This is a genomic window from Pseudonocardia sp. Ae150A_Ps1, from assembly GCF_001932315.1.
Classification (GTDB): domain Bacteria; phylum Actinomycetota; class Actinomycetes; order Mycobacteriales; family Pseudonocardiaceae; genus Pseudonocardia.
Window position 1 is genome coordinate 3,478,013 of the sequence record NZ_MCIJ01000001.1, and the last position, 16,603, is coordinate 3,494,615.

Annotated in this window: 14 protein-coding genes and 2 pseudogenes; 10 read left to right on the top strand and 6 right to left on the bottom strand. The window is 74.4% G+C overall.

The features are described from left to right. Positions 1–67 precede the first annotated feature (67 nt). The 3 genes and pseudogenes from Ae150APs1_RS16190 to Ae150APs1_RS33655 form a co-directional block, all read left to right on the top strand. Positions 68–1,072, top strand: a complete 1,005-nt coding sequence (locus Ae150APs1_RS16190; protein WP_075302181.1) for a glycosyltransferase — start codon at positions 68–70, stop codon at positions 1,070–1,072. Then, positions 1,065–1,862, top strand: coding sequence for a tRNA (guanosine(46)-N7)-methyltransferase TrmB (trmB, locus tag Ae150APs1_RS16195; RefSeq protein WP_075298648.1), 798 nt, complete (start codon positions 1,065–1,067; stop codon positions 1,860–1,862). Before Ae150APs1_RS16190 ends, trmB begins: the two co-directional genes overlap by 8 nt. A gap of 520 nt (positions 1,863–2,382) precedes the next feature. Next, positions 2,383–3,486 (top strand): annotated as a pseudogene (locus tag Ae150APs1_RS33655) (nitric oxide synthase oxygenase); the annotation flags it as partial. 35 nt (positions 3,487–3,521) lie between these two features. Here Ae150APs1_RS33655 and paaI read toward each other — a convergent pair. Continuing rightward, complete coding sequence (gene paaI, locus Ae150APs1_RS16205) at positions 3,522–3,977, bottom strand: hydroxyphenylacetyl-CoA thioesterase PaaI (RefSeq protein WP_075298651.1); 456 nt, start codon at positions 3,975–3,977, stop codon at positions 3,522–3,524. Positions 3,978–4,059: 82 nt separating this feature from the next. Here paaI and Ae150APs1_RS16210 point away from each other — a divergent pair, with 82 nt between their 5' ends. Beyond that, positions 4,060–4,704 (top strand): NYN domain-containing protein, encoded by a 645-nt coding sequence (locus Ae150APs1_RS16210; protein WP_029239764.1) that lies wholly within the window; start codon positions 4,060–4,062, stop codon positions 4,702–4,704. Beyond that, positions 4,704–6,035, top strand: coding sequence for an amidohydrolase family protein (locus Ae150APs1_RS16215; RefSeq protein ID WP_083680168.1), 1,332 nt, complete (start codon positions 4,704–4,706; stop codon positions 6,033–6,035). Before Ae150APs1_RS16210 ends, Ae150APs1_RS16215 begins: the two co-directional genes overlap by 1 nt. A 6-nt stretch (positions 6,036–6,041) precedes the next feature. On the opposite strand, the gene Ae150APs1_RS16220 is transcribed toward Ae150APs1_RS16215, so the two are convergent. Further along, positions 6,042–7,262 carry a D-arabinono-1,4-lactone oxidase gene (locus tag Ae150APs1_RS16220; RefSeq protein WP_075298654.1) on the bottom strand — a complete coding sequence of 407 codons (1,221 nt, stop codon included), beginning with the start codon at positions 7,260–7,262 and terminating at the stop codon, positions 6,042–6,044. A gap of 675 nt (positions 7,263–7,937) precedes the next feature. Next, positions 7,938–8,396 carry a hypothetical protein gene (locus tag Ae150APs1_RS16225; protein ID WP_075298657.1) on the bottom strand — a complete coding sequence of 153 codons (459 nt, stop codon included), beginning with the start codon at positions 8,394–8,396 and terminating at the stop codon, positions 7,938–7,940. An 872-nt stretch (positions 8,397–9,268) separates the two neighbouring features. On the opposite strand from Ae150APs1_RS16225, the gene Ae150APs1_RS16230 reads away from it, so the two are divergent. The 3 genes and pseudogenes from Ae150APs1_RS16230 (at position 9,269) to Ae150APs1_RS16240 (ending at position 11,977) form a co-directional block, all read left to right on the top strand. After that, positions 9,269–10,099, top strand: coding sequence for an AI-2E family transporter (locus Ae150APs1_RS16230; protein ID WP_283160248.1), 831 nt, complete (start codon positions 9,269–9,271; stop codon positions 10,097–10,099). After that, positions 10,051–10,170 (top strand): annotated as a pseudogene (locus Ae150APs1_RS34345) (AI-2E family transporter); the annotation flags it as partial. The gene Ae150APs1_RS16230 and the pseudogene Ae150APs1_RS34345, both read left to right, overlap by 49 nt. A gap of 148 nt (positions 10,171–10,318) precedes the next feature. Next, positions 10,319–11,977, top strand: a complete 1,659-nt coding sequence (locus Ae150APs1_RS16240; RefSeq protein ID WP_075298663.1) for an SDR family oxidoreductase — start codon at positions 10,319–10,321, stop codon at positions 11,975–11,977. Between the two features lie 15 nt (positions 11,978–11,992). Here Ae150APs1_RS16240 and Ae150APs1_RS16245 read toward each other — a convergent pair whose 3' ends face one another. Both Ae150APs1_RS16245 and Ae150APs1_RS16250 read right to left on the bottom strand, forming a co-directional pair. Next, the gene (locus Ae150APs1_RS16245; RefSeq protein WP_010226892.1) at positions 11,993–12,355 is read right to left on the bottom strand and encodes a BlaI/MecI/CopY family transcriptional regulator; all 363 of its coding nucleotides are present in this window, start codon (positions 12,353–12,355) and stop codon (positions 11,993–11,995) included. A gap of 53 nt (positions 12,356–12,408) precedes the next feature. Further along, positions 12,409–13,539 (bottom strand): class I SAM-dependent methyltransferase, encoded by a 1,131-nt coding sequence (locus tag Ae150APs1_RS16250; protein ID WP_075302187.1) that lies wholly within the window; start codon positions 13,537–13,539, stop codon positions 12,409–12,411. A gap of 236 nt (positions 13,540–13,775) precedes the next feature. Here Ae150APs1_RS16250 and Ae150APs1_RS16255 point away from each other — a divergent pair, with 236 nt between their 5' ends. Together Ae150APs1_RS16255 and Ae150APs1_RS16260 are read left to right on the top strand one after the other, a co-directional pair. Continuing rightward, entirely contained in the window at positions 13,776–14,294 is a 519-nt protein-coding gene (locus tag Ae150APs1_RS16255) for a dTDP-4-dehydrorhamnose 3,5-epimerase family protein (RefSeq protein WP_170918097.1), read from the top strand. A 157-nt stretch (positions 14,295–14,451) separates the two neighbouring features. Next, positions 14,452–14,793, top strand: a complete 342-nt coding sequence (locus tag Ae150APs1_RS16260) for a DUF3040 domain-containing protein (protein WP_010226889.1) — start codon at positions 14,452–14,454, stop codon at positions 14,791–14,793. 52 nt (positions 14,794–14,845) lie between these two features. Here Ae150APs1_RS16260 and dnaB read toward each other — a convergent pair whose 3' ends face one another. Beyond that, complete coding sequence (dnaB, locus tag Ae150APs1_RS16265) at positions 14,846–16,258, bottom strand: replicative DNA helicase (protein WP_010226888.1); 1,413 nt, start codon at positions 16,256–16,258, stop codon at positions 14,846–14,848. Between the last annotated feature and the right edge of the window lie 345 nt (positions 16,259–16,603).

The following is a 16,603-nucleotide window of genomic DNA, read 5'->3' on the forward strand; positions in this document are numbered from 1 at the left end:
CGACACCCACCCACCGGTCGCGCGACCCGCGACCGTGGTGTGCGCCGACCCGAGGAGCGAGAACGCCGTGAGCGCCCTGCCGACCGCCAGTGTCGTCGTCTGCGTCTACACCGAGAAGCGCTGGTTCGACATCAAGGCCGCCGTCGAGTCGGTCGAGGCCCAGGAGGTCCGGCCGGTCGAGACGATCGTGGTTGTCGACCACAACGACCGGCTGCTCGAGCGCGCCGAGCAGGAGTTCGGGCCGCGCGGCGTCGTCGTCGTGGCGAACGAACGCACCCAGGGCCTGTCCGGCGCGCGGAACACCGCGGTCGAACTGGCCTCCGGCGAGGTCGTCGTCTTCCTCGACGACGACGCGTCGGCCCGCCCGGGCTGGCTGGCCGCGCTGCTCGCGCCCTACGCCGACCCGGACGTCGTCGGGGTCGGCGGGATCGCGCACCCGAAGTGGCCCGACGGGCGTCCGCGCACGCTCCCCGGCGCCACGCCGGGCGACCGCGACGCGACCGGCGAGCTGGACTGGGTCATCGGCTGCACCTACACCGGCCAGCCCACCGAGCGCGCCGAGATGCGCAACCTCATGGGCTGCAACATGTCGCTGCGCTCCGAGGTGTTCAAGCGGGTCGGCGGCTTCGCCGAGGACATGGGCCGGATCGGGAAGAACCCGCTGGGCTGCGAGGAGACCGAGCTCTGCATCCGGGCCCGGCAGGCCTACACCGCCGACGGCCGGAACCCCCGGATCCTGTTCGAGCCGAGGGCCGCGGTCGACCACCGCGTGTCCGACGACCGGGTCTCCTGGAAGTACCTGCTGCGCCGCGGCTGGGCCGAGGGCATCTCGAAGGCGGCCGTCTCCAAGGTCGTCGGCACCGGTGACTCGCTGTCCACCGAGAGCAGCTACACCATGAAGGTGCTGCCCAAGGGCGTGGTCCGCGAGGCACGTGACCGCAACCCCGCCTCGGCGGCCGCGATCGTCGCCTGCTTCGGCGTGACCGCCGCGGGCTACGTGCGCGGCCGGCTGCCCGGCGCGACCGCGCACGTGCGGCTGCCCGCCGCCGGCCGGAACGACCCCGGTGCCTGAGCAGGCCACCGACCCCCGCGACACCCGGATCCGCTCCTACGTCCACCAGCGCGTCCGACTCTCCGACGGCCAGGAGTCGGCCTGGCGCCGGCTGTGGCCGGTGTGGGGCGGGGAGATCGGCGAGATCGTCGGCTCCGGCACCTGGGACCCGCACGCCGCCTTCGGCCGCACCGCGCCGGTGCTGCTGGAGATCGGCTCCGGGATGGGGGAGACGACGGCGCTGCTGGCCGCGGCCGAGCCCGGGATCGACCACGTCGCGGTCGAGGTCTACGAGCCGGGGCTGGCCCAGCTGCTCATGCGCGTCGAGCAGGGCGGACTGGCCAACCAGCGGCTGCTGCGCGGCGACGCCGTCGAACTCCTGCAGCACGCGGTGGCGCCCCGGTCGCTGGACGGACTGCGGATCTTCTTCCCGGACCCGTGGCCGAAGCGGCGCCACCACAAGCGGCGGCTGATCCAGCCGGAGTTCGTCCGGCTGGCCGTGTCGCGGCTGGTCCCCGGTGGGCTGCTGCACCTGGCCACCGACTGGCCGCACTACGCCGAGCAGATGCGCCGGGTGGTCGCAGCGGAGCCGGACCTGCGTCCGGACGACGCCTTCCCGGTGGGCCCGGACGGCTGGCAGGCCAGGCCCGGCTGGCGTCCGGTCACGAAGTTCGAGGACCGGGCACAGGAGGAGGGGCGCCCCGTCCGTGACCTCCTCTACGTCGCTGATCACGGAAACGCCCCCGATGACATACCCAGAGTGACCGACTACGATCGTGACATCCTCCGAGATGTATCCCCGCTCGAGTGACCCCCGAAGGACGCCCGTGACGACGGTGGAGCACGCCACAAGCCAGCAGCAGCCTGCGCCCGCGCAGCCGACCCAGCCGGTGCGGCGCCCGTCCGGCTTCCGCCCGAGCCCGACGCCGCGCACCCCGGACGGCCCGCGGACGGCGCCGTCGGAGGGCGCCCCGGCGCCCGGAACCGACACCTCCGGGGGTCCCGCGGAGCAGCGGACCCGAGTGGTCGCCGTCGTACCGCTGGCGGGGGCCGTCGAGGCCACGACCGCAGTACCGGTCGCGCCGGACGCGGGCGCCGAGGCGACCGCGGTCGTCACCCGCGAGCACGTCGACCAGGCCACCGTCGCGACGCCGGCGCCCGAACGGGCGACCGTCGCCGTCCCGGCGCGGGAGGCCGAGCAGGCGACCGTCCTCAACCGGGTCGACGGCCCCGGCGCCGCGACGACGGCCGTCCCGGCCACGCAGCGCGGCTGCCCCGTCACCGGGCACGGCCGGTCCGGCGGGCACCCGCCGCCCTCCGGGGTCGCCGACGAGCGGAACCCGCGCCCGGTCGACCCGGCCGTCGCCGAGGATTTCCTGCGTCAGGTGTACGTCGAGACGCAGCCGGAGACGCCGCTCGCGGAGCGGCTCCGCCAGGTCCGCGGCGAGATCGACCGGAGCGGCACGTACACCCACACCACGCACGAGCTCGTGTTCGGCGCCCGGGTCGCGTGGCGGAACTCGGCGCGCTGCATCGGCCGGCTCTACTGGCAGTCGCTGCAGGTCCGCGACCTGCGGAACCTGCACGACCCGGCGGACGTCGCACAGGAGAGCGTCGGGCACCTGCGGGCGGCCACCCGCGGCGGGAAGATCCGCTCGACGATGACGGTGTTCGCACCCGACGCCCCCGGCCGCCCCGGTCCGCGGATCCGCAACGACCAGCTCGTCCGGTACGCGGGCCACCGCAACCCGGACGGCTCCGTGACCGGTGACCCGGCGCAGACCGGCTTCACCGACCACGTCGTCGCGATGGGCTGGCCGCGTCCGCAGCCGCGGGGCCGGTTCGACGTGCTGCCGCTGCTGATCACCGGTCCGGACGGCCGGTCCCGGCTGTTCGACGTCCCGCCGGACGCCGTGCACGAGGTCCCGCTGCGCCACCCCGAGCACCCGTGGTTCGCGCGGCTGGGCCTGCGCTGGCACTCGGTGCCCGCGATCAGCAACATGCCGCTGGAGATCGGCGGGATCACCTATCCGGCGGCCCCGTTCAACGGCTGGTACCTCGACACCGAGATCGGCGCCCGCAACCTGGCCGACCCGGACCGCTACGACCTCCTGCCGGAGATCGCCACCCGGCTCGGCCTGGACACCCGGTCCGTCCGCACCATGTGGAAGGACCGGGCGATGGTGGAGCTGGTCCGCGCCGTCACCTACTCGTTCGACGCCGACGGCGTGACCATGGCCGACCACCACTCGGAGTCCGAGCGGTTCCTCCGCCACCTGGAGAAGGAGGAGGCCGCCGGACGCAGCTGCCCGGCGGACTGGAGCTGGATCGTCCCGCCGATGTCCGGCTCGCAGACCCCGGTCTTCCACCGGTATTACGACGAGCCGGACGCCTCGCTGCGCCCCGCCTTCCTGGAGCCGCACGGCCTGAGCTGAGCCCTCGTGAGTGGGTTGATTCGGTCAGGACCGACTCAACCACTCACGGGCGGCGGAGCCGCCAACCCCGGCACGAGCCGCGTCCGTCCGCGGAACTCCGCGACGACGGTGCCGTCCCCGGTCCGGACGGTGACGTCGTAGAGCCCGGACCGTCCCGCGAGCGACCGCTCGACCGCCTCGGCGGTGAGCACCTCGCCGGTAGCTGCCGGCCGCAGGAACGCGATGTCCGCTCCGGTCGCGAGCGCGGACACCCCGTAGGCGTTGCAGGCGTACGCCATCGCCGAGTCGGCCAGCAGGAAGAGGTAGCCGCCGTGGCAGACGCCGTGGCCGTTCGCGTGCTCGCCGGAGACCGTCATCGTGGCGACCGCCCGGCCCGGCCCGACGTCGACGATCTCGACGTCCGCCGCCCGTGCGGCGTGGTCCGCGGCGCGCATGGCCGCGGCCGACTCCTCGGCGGTCCGCTGCGGATCCGTGGTTCCCGTCTCGCTCACCGGTGCAGTCTCTCCCGGCGGCCCACGACCGCCGGTACCGGCGCCTCGATCGCTCCGCCCCGCGGAGACTAGGCTCGCCGTCATGAGCAGCGGCGCGGGGCAAGACGGACGGGGCGTGCCGACGGGGCCGCTGGAGCGGGTCCTGCTGGTCTGGGACGCCCCGAACATGGACATGAGCCTCGGCTCGCTGCTCGGCGCCCGTCCGACCTCGGCCTACCGCCCGCGGTTCGACGCCGTCGGCCGCTGGCTGCTCGATCTCGCGGGCACCGAGGCCGAGGCCGAGGCGTGCGTGTTCACCAACGTCGCCCCGGGCAGCATCGAGATCGTCCGCCCGTGGGTGGAGGCGCTGCGGAACGTCGGGTTCGCGGTCTTCGCCAAGCCGAAGACCAGCGACGACTCCGACGTCGACGACGACATGCTCGCCCACATCGACCTCCGGTCGGGCGAGGGGCGGCTGCGCCACGTCGTCGTCGCCTCCGGGGACGGACGTGCGTTCAAGGACCCCCTCGAGAAGCTCGTCGAGGGCGGCACCGACGTCACGGTGATCGGCTTCCGGGAGTACGCCGGGTTCGCCCAGGCGTCCGAGGTCATCTCGTTCCTCGACCTCGAGGACATGGACGGGGTGTTCCGCGAGCCGCTGCCGCGGGTCTCCCTCGACACGCTGCCCGACGAGGGCGCCTGGCTGCCGCCGTTCCGCTCGCTGCGCTCGCTGCTCGAGCGGCGCTGATGGCGATCCTGCAGCGGCTGACCGCGCCGGTGGCGCTCAGCTGCGCGCCCGGCTTCCCGATCGTCCGGGACGCGGTGCTGGACGTCGACGACACCGGCCGGATCGCCTGGTTCGGCCCGGCGGCGTCGGCCCCGGCGACCGACGCCGTCGTCCGGCCGTTGCCCGGCCTGCTCATGCCCGGGCTGGTCAACACGCACTGCCACACTCCGATGTCGCTGCTGCGCGGGATGGGCGGCGACCTGCCGCTGATGCCGTGGCTGACCGACGTCATGTGGCCCGCGGAGGGCCTGCTCACCGAGTCCGACGTGCACGCCGGGATGCTCGCCGGCTGTCTGGACCTGCTGCGGACCGGCTGCACCACCAGCGTGGAGATGTACTTCTACACCGACGCGCTGGTCGACGCCGTCCGCACCGCAGGGTCCCGCGCGGTGCTGACGCCCGGGATCATCGCCGCGCCCGGCTGGGACCGGCTGGGGACCTGGGAGCAGATGCGCGACGACGTCTCCGCCCGAATCGACGCCCACGGCGTGATCCCGGACGCCGACGGCCGGATCGAGCTCGGCTACGGCCCGCACTCGGCGTACACGCTGCCGCCCGGGGCGCTGGAGTCGGTGTCCGAGGCCGCCCGGGAGCGGGGCGCGCTGGTGCACACCCACGTCGCGGAGTCCCGTGGCGAGGACTCGGCGGTGCGGGACTCGCACGGCTCGGTCCCGGCCATGCTCGACGCCGGCGGCGCGCTCGGCGGGCGGATGCTGGCCGCGCACTCGGTGCACCTGTCCGACGACGACATCGACACCTACGCCCGGCACGGCGTCGCGGTCGCGCACTGCCCCGGCTCCAACGCCAAGCTCGCCGCCGGCACCGCCCGGCTGCTGGACCTGCGGCGGGCCGGGGTCCCGGTCGGCCTCGGTACGGACGGCCCGGCGTCGTGCGACGACCTGGACCTCTGGCACCAGGCCCGGCTGGCCGGGCTGCTGGCCCGGGTCGGGTCCGACGACGCGGCCGCGCTCACCGCCGCCGACGTGCTGCTGATGGGCACCGCGGACGCCGCGCACGCGATCGGCCGCGACGACCTCGGGGTGCTCGAGGCCGGCCGCCGGGCCGACGTGGTGCACGTCGACACCGACGACTCGGCCTTCGTCGCGCCGGAGGACGACGCCCAGCTGGTGTCCAACCTGGTCTGGGCGGGCGGGTCCCGCCTCGTGCGCGACGTGTGGGTGGGCGGCGAGCAGGTCGTCGCCGGCGGGGAGCCGACGATGGCCGACCGCCGGGAGTCCCTCACGGCCGTCCGCGCGATCTCGGCCCGGCTGCGCGAGACGCTCGCGCGCTGACCCGGCTCAGGACCCGAGTACCGCGGCGAGGTACGGGTCGGTGAACCGGCGGTCCGGGTCGAACCGGTCGCGGACCTCGGCGAACGCCCCCCAGCCCGGGTAGGCGACGGCGAGCTCGTCGGGTCCCCACTCGTGCCGGGTCGTCCAGCACGGGCGGCCGGCGGCGTCCTCCAGCACCGCGCAGGCGAGGCGCCGCACGGGTTCCTCCGCGGGTCCGCGCGTCCGGATCCGCAGGTAGGCGGTGTCCCGGCCGGACGCCGGGTGCAGCAGGCCGGTCTCGGCGCGCCCGGTCCGCACCCGGACCGGGCGCAGTTCCTGCCCGCGGGCGGCGACGGCGGCGCCGAGCTCGCGCAGCACGGTCCCGAGCGCGGCCCGCGGGACCGCCCACTCGGCCAGGTCCGGGTCCCACGGCTGCGGGTCGGGCAGCACCTCGTGCGGGGGCCCGGCGGTGCCCGGGGCCCAGCGCTGCGGCGGCGGCCACGCCGAGCGCGACTGCCACCACGACGACGCCAGCCGTGACACGGCCTGCCCCCAGCCGCCCCGGCCGGCGGACTCGCCATCGGGGTCCTCGTCGGGCTCCGGTTCGGCCCACCGCAGCACGACCTGTCCGGTGTGGACGGCGACGTCGCACTCGGTCCAGGCGTGCCCGGTGAGCCCCCCGTCGGCGAGGACGTCGGCGAGCGCGGTCGCCTCCTCGTGCACCCGAAGCCGGCGCAGCGGGACAGTGCGCAGCTCCAGCGCGGTGACCACCCCGAGCGCGCCGAGCCCGCAGCGCGCGGCGTCGAGGTCCGGTCCGGTGACCTCGCGGACGGTGCCGCGGCCGTCGACCAGCCGGACGGCGACGACCTGGTCGGAGAGCGAGCCCCGGTCCGGCGCGCCGCCGGCCATCCCGAGCCCGGTGGCGCCGGCGACCGTCGCGCGGGGGGCGTCGGGGACGGTGGCGAGCGCGCGCCCGGAGGCGGCCAGCTCGGTGCAGAGCGCAGCGACGGTCTCGCCGCCGCGGACCCGGACGGTGTCCGCGCCGATCCCGACGACGCCGGTCAGCGCGGAGGCGTCGAGCAGCACGTCGTCGGTGCGGACCAGCGGGCCGGGTACCCGGCCACCGGCGCCGGTGGGGCGCACCGCGGTGCCGCGCTCGGCGGCGCGCCGCACCGCCGTCACCACGCCCGCCTCGTCGAGCGGGCGGTCGGTGCGACGGGGGCCGGTCGCCGCGGCGTCGGTGCTCATCGGATGAAGGGTAGAACGCGCGGGGTCACCGTGCGCATCGATTCGTGTGCGACACGGACACCTCCGCGGGACGGCCGGTGGGGCACCGGTGAACCGGGTGACTGCTGTGCCACACGGGACGGGAGAACGGACCTGCTCACACCCCTTGTGACCCGGACGGCCGACCGATACGGTCACACTCCGTGGCGATCTTGTCGCCACCCGAGACCGGGCCGACGACGTCCCGCTCTCGACGGACCGCCCTGTCCGGAACCGCGCTCCCCACGGCTCCGGGCACGGCGTCACCGCACCCGGCGCCGCACGACCGCGCCGGACGGGTGCGCACAGGCGCGAGGGCCGGGTCCGGTGTCGGCTCCCTCCGATTCCGGGCCCGGCCCTCGCCTTGCGTGCTGACGACCCAGCTCCCCAGCCGGTCGTCATCCACCCCGCGGCCCAAGGTTCCGCGGGACGTCTCGTGCGGCCTGCCCGATCCCCGTCGGGCGGGCCGCGGTCTCCGGCCGGTCCCCACCGGCCGGGGTGTTGCGGGTACTCCCCGTCGGGCGCGTCGCCGTGCCCTCGTCATCCGGGACGTGCCGGACGCCGTTCGGTTGCCTGCGCCGCGCCCGGCGGTGCGATCCGCTCCGGCAGGGCCCGACGCCCACCCCGGAGCCGGTGCAACCGGGACGCAGGACGCGGTCAGGCGCTGCGCGCCGTCCGGTGCCGGCCCGCCCCGCCGAGCAGGTCCACGACCGCGGCGCGGTCGGCGGCCCGGCGGGCGTCGCGACGGCGGCGCAGCATCGCCATGGCGGCGTCGCCCGTTGCGTTCGCCGCCTGCCGGTCCGGCGCCTCCGCCTGCGCGGGGACCGGCGCGGCGAGCGGGTCGGCGCGGAACGCCGCCATGGTGTCGGCGGTCCGGGACGCGTCCCGCCGGGTGGTGCGCACGGTCGCCCGGTGCACCCGGCGGACCGCGTTGCCGGTGGGGCCGCGGTCCCGCCAGCCACCGACCGTGAGTGCGTGGAAGATCGGGGTCTCATCGTGGATCTCGGCGTGCGACTCGTGCCGGCCCGGGAACGGCCAGCCGTCCCGGTCGGCGCGCCGCGCCCGGATCGAGGCCTCGAGACCACCGCAGCCGGGAACGTCTTCGAACTCGTACACCCGCCGTACCTCCTGCTCCCCTGACGTCCGTCGCAGGCCCTGCCGGGTTCCGCCGGAACCCGCACCCGGCGTACCGCCGTTCGGCCCACTCATCCCGTCAACGGGTGACACACGAGCGGGGAAACGGTGGTTACAGCTCCTCTCAGAAGTCCCCTCGTACGGGTGGCGTAGCCAGAGGGTCACACTCGGTTGTGTACACGGAGAGTGTGTATCTGGGGTCCTTGTGGAGCAGTGCGTAGTCGTCGTCCGGTCGGAGAGGCCGGCCGCGACGCGGCACACCTCTCGCCACGCGTGCAGATCGCCACGTAGAAACCGTTGTGCCGCATTGCGTGACCGGCACGCCGCCCATCGGTGTCCACGACGGACCTCAGAGTGTCCACTACACGTGTGTAGTTCGACGTTCGGTGATCACAGGACGCGACGACTGCTCCGTCCTCCCGCGCACTGGGCCGACCGAGCGGCGCTCGGGCTCACCGGATCGCGCACCGCGCCCAGCGGGCGGCACGGGTCTAGCGTCAGGCGCATGACGGAGCGGAGCGGGGCGGCGGACACCCCGCGGGAGCCCGACGGGGCACCTCCCGGGGACGGTCCGCGTGCTGCTCCGGAGACGGTGTCCGGTTCTCCCGCGCCCGTCTCACCCGCGCCCGCCTCTCCGGCGCCGGACCCGGGAACGGCCCCGGAGACGACAGCGGAGCCGCACGGCGCCGAGGTGGACGGGCACGCGGCGAGCGGTCCCGACGGTGCCGTGCCCACCGGCCGGACGGCCGCCGAACCGCCCCGCGACGAGGACGTCCCGCAGCGCTTCCGCAGGCCCCCGCCCCGCTCCGAGGTCCCCTCCCCCGCTCCGGATCGCCTCCGAGGTGTGCGCCCGGATGCTGGTGATCGCCGCCGGCCTCGCACTGCTGATCTTCGTGGCGGTCCAGCTCCGGGTGGTCGTCATCTCGGTCGCGAGCGCGGTGCTGCTGGCGGCGCTGCTCGCCCCACTGGTGCAGTGGCTGCACGACCACCGCGTGCCGCGTTCCCTCGCGACCGGGCTGGTGATGGTCGGCGGGCTCGCCGCGCTCGGCGGGCTGCTCACGGCCGTCGTCAACACGCTGGTCGACGGGACGTCCGACCTGATCGGGCAGCTGACCATCAGCGTCGCGTCGCTGCAGGGCCTGGTCGACGCGACCCCGTTCGACGTGAACGTCGAGCAGCTCGGCACCCAGCTGCTGCAGACCCTGCAGGACAACCAGCAGACCCTCACGTCCGGCGCGGTGAGCACCGCGGCGACGGTCGGGGAGGTGCTCGCCGGGTTCGCCCTCTGCCTGTTCGCGCTGATCTTCATGCTGTACGACGGCTCGCGCCTCTGGTCGTTCCTCCGGCTCCTGGCCCCCGCCCGGCGCCGCGAGCGGGTCGACGTCGCCGGCCGCCGCGCCTTCGCGTCGCTGGTCGGGTACGTCCGCGCGACCGTCCTGGTCGCGATCGTGGACGCGATCGGGATCGGGCTCAGGCTGTGGATCACCGGCGTACCGCTGGCCCTGCCGTTGACGGCGCTGGTGTTCGTCGGCGCGTTCGTCCCGATCGTCGGCGCGGTGCTGACCGGGGGGGGATCGCCGTGCTCATCGCGCTGGTCGCGAACGGGATCGGCACCGCACTCGTCGTGCTCGGGGTGGTGCTGGCCGTGCAGCAACTGGAGAGCCACGTGCTGCAACCGGTGCTGATGGGCCGGGCCGTGCGGTTGCACCCGCTCGCGATCGCCCTCGCGGTGGCGGCCGGTGTCGTCATCGCCGGGATCACCGGCGCGCTGCTCGCCGTCCCGCTGATGGCGGTGCTCACCGCGGCGGTCCGGTCCCTGGCCGCGCCGCACGAGGTCGCACCGGAGCAGGTGGACCCGCTGCTGCCACGCGACGCCAATCCGGCGACCGCCCCACCCGTGATGCGTGACCCTGCCGTCCGGGCGCACCGGTGGCACGATCGCCGTCGTGCGTTATCTCGTCACGGGATCGACCGGTTACATCGGCGGGCGCCTCGCGCCCCGGCTGCTCGGGCACGGTCCCGAGGACGACCTGACCCCGGACCCAGCGTCCGGTCCGGTGCAGGTTCGGTGCCTGGTCCGGAACCCGGACAAGCTGGCCGACGTGCCCTGGGCGGCCGACGCCGAGATCGTCCGGGGGGACCTGCTCGATCCGGCGAGCGTGCGTGCCGCGTGCACCGACGTCGACGTCGTCTACTTCCTCGTGCACTCGCTGTCCGACACCGACTTCGCCGCCACCGACCGGCGGGCGGCGCTGATCCTCGGCGAGGCTGCACGCGAGGCCGGGGTGAAGCGGATCGTCTACCTGGGCGGCCTACACCCCGACGGCGATCCGGACGAGCTGTCGGCGCACCTGGCGTCCCGGGTGGAGGTGGGGGAGACCCTGCTGCGGTCCGGGGTGCCGACGGTCGTCCTGCAGGCCGCAGTGATCCTCGGGTCCGGCTCGGCGAGCTTCGAGATGCTGCGCCACCTGACCGAGCGGCTGCCGGTGATGGTCACCCCCCGCTGGGTCCACAACCGCATCCAGCCGATCGCGGTGCGGGACGTGCTGCGCTACCTGATCCGGGTCGCGGAGATCCCGGAGGAGCTGAACCGGACCTTCGACATCGGCGGTCCGGACGTCCTGTCCTACATCGAGATGATGCGCCGTTACGCCGCCGTCGCCGACCTGGGCAGGCGCCGGGTGCTGCCGGTGCCGGTGCTGTCGCCCGCGCTGTCGGCCCACTGGGTGAACGTCGTGACCCCGGTGCCGAAGTCCATCGCGAAGCCGCTCATCGAGTCACTGGTGCACGAGGTCGTCTGCACCGAGAACGACATCGCCGACCACGTGCCGGATCCGCCCGGTGGGCTGATCGGCTACGAGCGGGCCGTCGGGCTCGCCCTCGCCCGGATCACCGGCGGCGAGGTGGAGACCCGCTGGTCCGGCGCGACGGTGGAGAACGTGCCGTCCGATCCGCTTCCGAGCGACCCGGACTGGGCCGGGGGCAGCGTCTACCTCGACGAGCGCGAGCAGCCGACGTCCGCGTCACCGGAGCGCTTGTGGACGGTCATCGAGGGCATCGGGGGTGAGCGGGGCTGGTACTCGTTCCCGCTGGCCTGGTCGGTGCGTGGCTGGATGGACCGGGCCGTCGGAGGGGTCGGGCTGTCCCGCGGCCGGCGCGACCCGGACGACCTGCACACCGGCGACGCCCTGGACTGGTGGCGGGTCGAGCGGCTGGTCGAGCCGGGTGGGAGCCGCTCGCCCGGCAGCGATCTCGGACCACAGGAGGGGCTCCTGCGGCTGCGCGCCGAGATGAAGGTGCCCGGACAGGCGTGGCTGGACATGTCGGTGACCCCGCGCGACGGCGGCTCCACCTACCACCAGCGGGCCGTCTTCATCCCGCACGGGCTCCCCGGCTACCTGTACTGGTGGTCGGTGGCCCCGTTCCACGGGATCGTGTTCGGCGGGATGGTCCGCAACATCACCCGGACCGCCGAACGTTCCGGTGACGACGGCGACGTCCCCGCGAGCAGGCGGCCGGCCTGGCTGCGCTCCCGGGCCCGGCGCCCGGACCGCGCCGCCTGAGGGCCGCCGCCCGGATCAGCCCCGGTCCGGGCCGGCCAGGGCGTCACGCAGGACGGCGGACTCCCGCTCGGAGACCGAGCGCGCGAAGTGCATCAGGACGGCCTCGGTGTCACCGCCGGTGTCGAGCAGGTCCCGCAGTGCCCGCGCGGTCTCCTCCTCGCGGCTGGCCGCGGGGCGGTAGAGGTAGGCACGGCCGTCGAGCTCGCGGCGCACCCAGCCCTTGCGGTGCAGGTTGTCGAGCACGGTCATCACCGTGGTGTACGCGAGCGGACGCTCCGGAGCCAGGCGCAGCCGGACGTCACGGACGCGGAGCGGCTCGTCGCCAGACCACAGCACGTCCATCACGACGGCCTCGAGCTCACCCAGTCGACCCCGCATCCCGCCTCCCGGACACAGGGTAGCCGCAACCCCCCATGCTCCCCCGGTCGGGATCAGCCGGCGAACGCCCCCGGGACGGGCCTGACCAGCCGCGGGACCGGATCGAGGACGACCCAGCGACCGCCGGCCGCCTCGATCTCCGGCAGCGCCGCACGCACCTCGTCGGTGAGCTCGGCAAGGAAGAGCACGACCCGGTCCGGGCGCAGTGCGGCCAGCTCCGCGGGGGACACGATCGGGATGTCGGTGCCGGGCATCCGGCGGCCCTGCTTGGTGGGCGAGGCGTCGCCGACGGCGGCCAGCAGGCCGGCGTCCAGCCCCGCGTGACACATCACCGGCACCGCCCTCGACGCGGCGCCGTACGCGGCCACGGTGCGCCCGGCCCGCCGCTCCGCGTCCAGCCATCCCCACAGGTCGTGGGCCCGGTCGGCGGACCGCTGCAGCCCGGCGAGCCCACCCGGGGTGGTGACGCCCTGCTCGTCCTCCTCGCGGAGCAGGCGCCGGGTCCCGGTGTCCGGCGTCGCACCGGCCCGGGCCGTCACCAGGAGCGTCCCGCCGGACAGCGGGTACCGCCAGGCCCGGTGCACGGCCAAGCCGTACCGGCGCAGCGCGGTGTCCAGCGCGGGCAGCGACCAGTACGCGTAGTGGCCGTGCCGCAGGTCGTACCACTGGCCGTCACGCAGGACGGTGCCCAGCGACAGCAGCTGCAGGGCGAGCGTCCCACCCGACGCGAGCACCCCGGCCCGGCGGCGCAACGCGGCGTCCTGGTCGGGCTCGTGCAGCAGCCCGTAGAAGTCGACGACGAGGTCGGCGGTACCCGGCGGGGCGGCGTGCCCGGCGTCCGTCATCCCGCGCCCCGTCAGGCGCGGCAGCCACGACTCGCCGTGCGGGCTGCCGTACTCGACGACCCGATCGCCCGGCCGGACCAGTCCCTCCCGGACCAGCCGCTCCACGGCGCGGTCGCTCTGCTCGGCGACCGCCCGCGGTTCGACGCCGAGAATCTCCTCGCCCACGTCCGCACCGGCCTCGAGCTGAGCCAGTCCGCAGGAACGGCACAGCCACATCCGCAACGGCGATACGGGATCGGGCAGCGGCGTGGCGGCCGGCGGCATGCTGTCCCACGAGGGCTGTTCGCCCAGGTCCAGGACGATCCCACCCTGCTCACCGCGGCAGGAGCGACAGCGCATCCGGTCCGGCACACACCCTCCCGACCACGGTCACGACCGCCGGCCCGACGATCAACTATCCGGGATAGTAGTAGTCGGCACTGAGCGGGCGCTGCGCACCCGTTCGGAGTAGTGAAGTCTCGCGGAGCGTCACCGAGGACCCGATCACTCGTTGTCGTCACCGGTACGCGAGATCGATCGCACCGCGCCCGGCGCGCGGCGGGCGGCCACGACGACGGGAGCAACAGGTGCAGGTGGTGACGACCGTGGTGCCGGGTGCGCTGCTGCTCGACGCCACGGCACCCGGTGGCGGCCCGGGTGCGGCCGTCGACCCGGGAGCGTTCACCGTCCGTCGTCGGCGGCGTCCCGCCGACGGCGCCGTGCACGGGCTGCACGGCCACCCCGACGGCGCCGTCCTCCTCGGCGTCCCGCGCGGGTCCGGCTACGCCGTCGTGATCGACACGCGGCCGGCGGCCGAGACCTTCGGACGGCTCGCCGTCGCGTTGCTCGACGGCCCGCGCACCCTGCTGGTCCCGCCCGGCTGCCTCTACGGCGTACAGGCGGCCACCGGCAACACACTGGTCGAGATCCGGACGGCCACCCGGCCGTCCCGCCGGGACCGGCTCGAGGTCGACCCCGACGACCCCGACCTGAAGATCCGCTGGCTGCGTCCGCGCCCGGTGCGGACCCCGGCCGACGACCGTTCCTGGGCCGGGCTCTGCACCCGGCTCGGTGCCCCGGCCGGCCCCCGTCACGACCGCGTCTCGCTCTGGTAAGCCGGCCGCGGGTGAGCCGCGGCACGTGTGACGCCGCCGCCCCCGCGCCGAAGATCACGATTCGGTCACGTACTGTCGCATCAGCCCGGATCGACGACGCCCCTGGCGTTCCGCCGGCACGTGGTGTGCCGTCCGAGACCCTAAGAGGGGTGTTGCAGTGCTCAGCGACCGTGAGCGCCGTCGGCTGCACGAGATCGAGGTGCAGCTGCGACTGACCGACCCGCGCCTGGTGCGGCGTTTCGCCGCACTGGCGGCAGCAGGCCGCGTACCGATCGGGCCGGGTGGGCTGCTGAGCGGTCTCTCCGGCAACGGCGGCGGCCGCTCCGTGCACCGCTCGGGCCCGCTCCCCTCGACCCTGCTGGGTCTCTCCCTGCTGGTGCTGCTGGTGGGCGCCGTCGCGGTCAGCGTGCCGGTCGTGATCGCCGGCATCGTGCTGGCAGCCCTGTCCCTGGGTGTCGCCGCGACGACGGGCCCGCGGGCCCAGCCCGGTACGGCCTGACCGAGCCCGCCGAGCCCCGCCTCTCGCGGGCGGGACCGCCGCCCGGCGCGGCTCAGCCGTGCGCCAGGTCGGAGAACCGGCTGTAGTGCAGCTGGTGGGCCACCGTGATCGTCGTGGTCGGGCCGTTACGGTGCTTGGCCAGGATCAGGTCCGCCTCGCCGGCGCGCGGATCGTCCTGTTCGAACGCGTCGGGCCGGTGCAGCAGGACCACCATGTCGGCATCCTGCTCGATCGAACCGGACTCACGCAGGTCCGACAACATCGGCCGCTTGTCCGTGCGCTGCTCGGGACCACGGTTCAGCTGGCTCATCGCGACCACCGGCACCTCGAGCTCCTTCGCGATCAGCTTGATCTGACGCGAGAACTCGGACACCTCCTGCTGACGCGACTCGACCTTGCGGCCCGAGGTCATCAGCTGCAGGTAGTCCAGGATGATCAGCTTGAGGTCGTTGCGCTGCTTCATCCGGCGCGCCTTGGCCCGGATCTCCATCAGCGTCAGGTTCGGTGAGTCGTCGATGTAGAGGGGCGCCTCGGAGATCTCCGACATCCGCCGCGCCATCCGCGTCCAGTCCTCGTCCGACATCCGGCCCGCACGCATGTCGGCCAGCCGGATCCGCGCCTCCGCCGAGAGCAGACGCATCACGATCTCGGACTTGCTCATCTCCAGCGAGAAGAACGCACTGGTCATGCCGTTCTTGATGGAGCACGACCGGGCGAAGTCAAGGCCGAGGGTCGACTTGCCCAGACCCGGACGGGCCGCGACGACGACCATCTGCCCCGGGTGCAGGCCGTTGGTCACGGCGTCGAGATCGGCGAACCCGGTCGGCACGCCCGCGGCCATCCCGCCCTGGGAGGCGATCGCGTCGATCTCGTCCATCGTGGGCTGGAGGAGCTCCTCCAGCACCGTGTAGTCCTCGGTGGTGGTGCGCTCGGTGACCTCGTAGACCGCGGCCTGTGCCCGGTCGACGACCTCCTCGACCTCACCGCCCTCGTTGCCGTGGTAGCCGAGCTGCACGATCCGGGTGCCGGCCTCGACCAGCCGCCGCAGGATCGCCTTCTCCCCGACGATCTCGGCGTAGTACGCCGCGTTCGCCGCGGTCGGCACGGTCGCGATCAGGGTGTGCAGGTACGGCGCCCCTCCCAGCCGCACGAGCTCGCCGCGCCGCTGCAGCTCCGCCGACACGGTCACTGCGTCGGCCGGCTCACCACGGCCGTAGAGGTCCAGGATCGTCTCGTAGACGGTCTGGTGCGCGGGCCGGTAGAAGTCCTCCGGGCGCAGCACCTCGACCACGTCGGCGATCGCGTCCTTGCTCAGCAGCATGCCGCCGAGCACGGACTGTTCCGCGGTGAGGTCCTGTGGGGGCTGACGGTCGAAGGTGCCGTTGCCGCCTTCACCGGAGCCACCGGCCTCGCCGTCACGGACGGCCCGAGGCCGCCCGGCAGGACGGTCGTCGGTCAGAGCCATACGCAGCGTCACCCCCGGTGAACAGCTTAACGAACACACGTTCGATGCGCGAGCGACGGATGGGTGTCGCCCGCGCTGATCTCCCGCGATCTCCGGCTCTCACGGCGACGTCCGTGCGCGGCTCGCGCACGGCCTCTCGCCGGGCCGGTACGACCGAGGCTAGGTCGGTGCGGGCACCGCGCGCGAACCGGTCTGGTGATCGACTTGGGGATGAACTGTGCACCAACACCGCCCATCCCGGGACCGTGCTGTGGACATGTTGGGGACAACAGCCGGATTCGTGCCGGAACAGCAGGTCAGAGGCATGGGGACGGGTGTGGACAACTTTGCTCTGGCGTGTCGGCG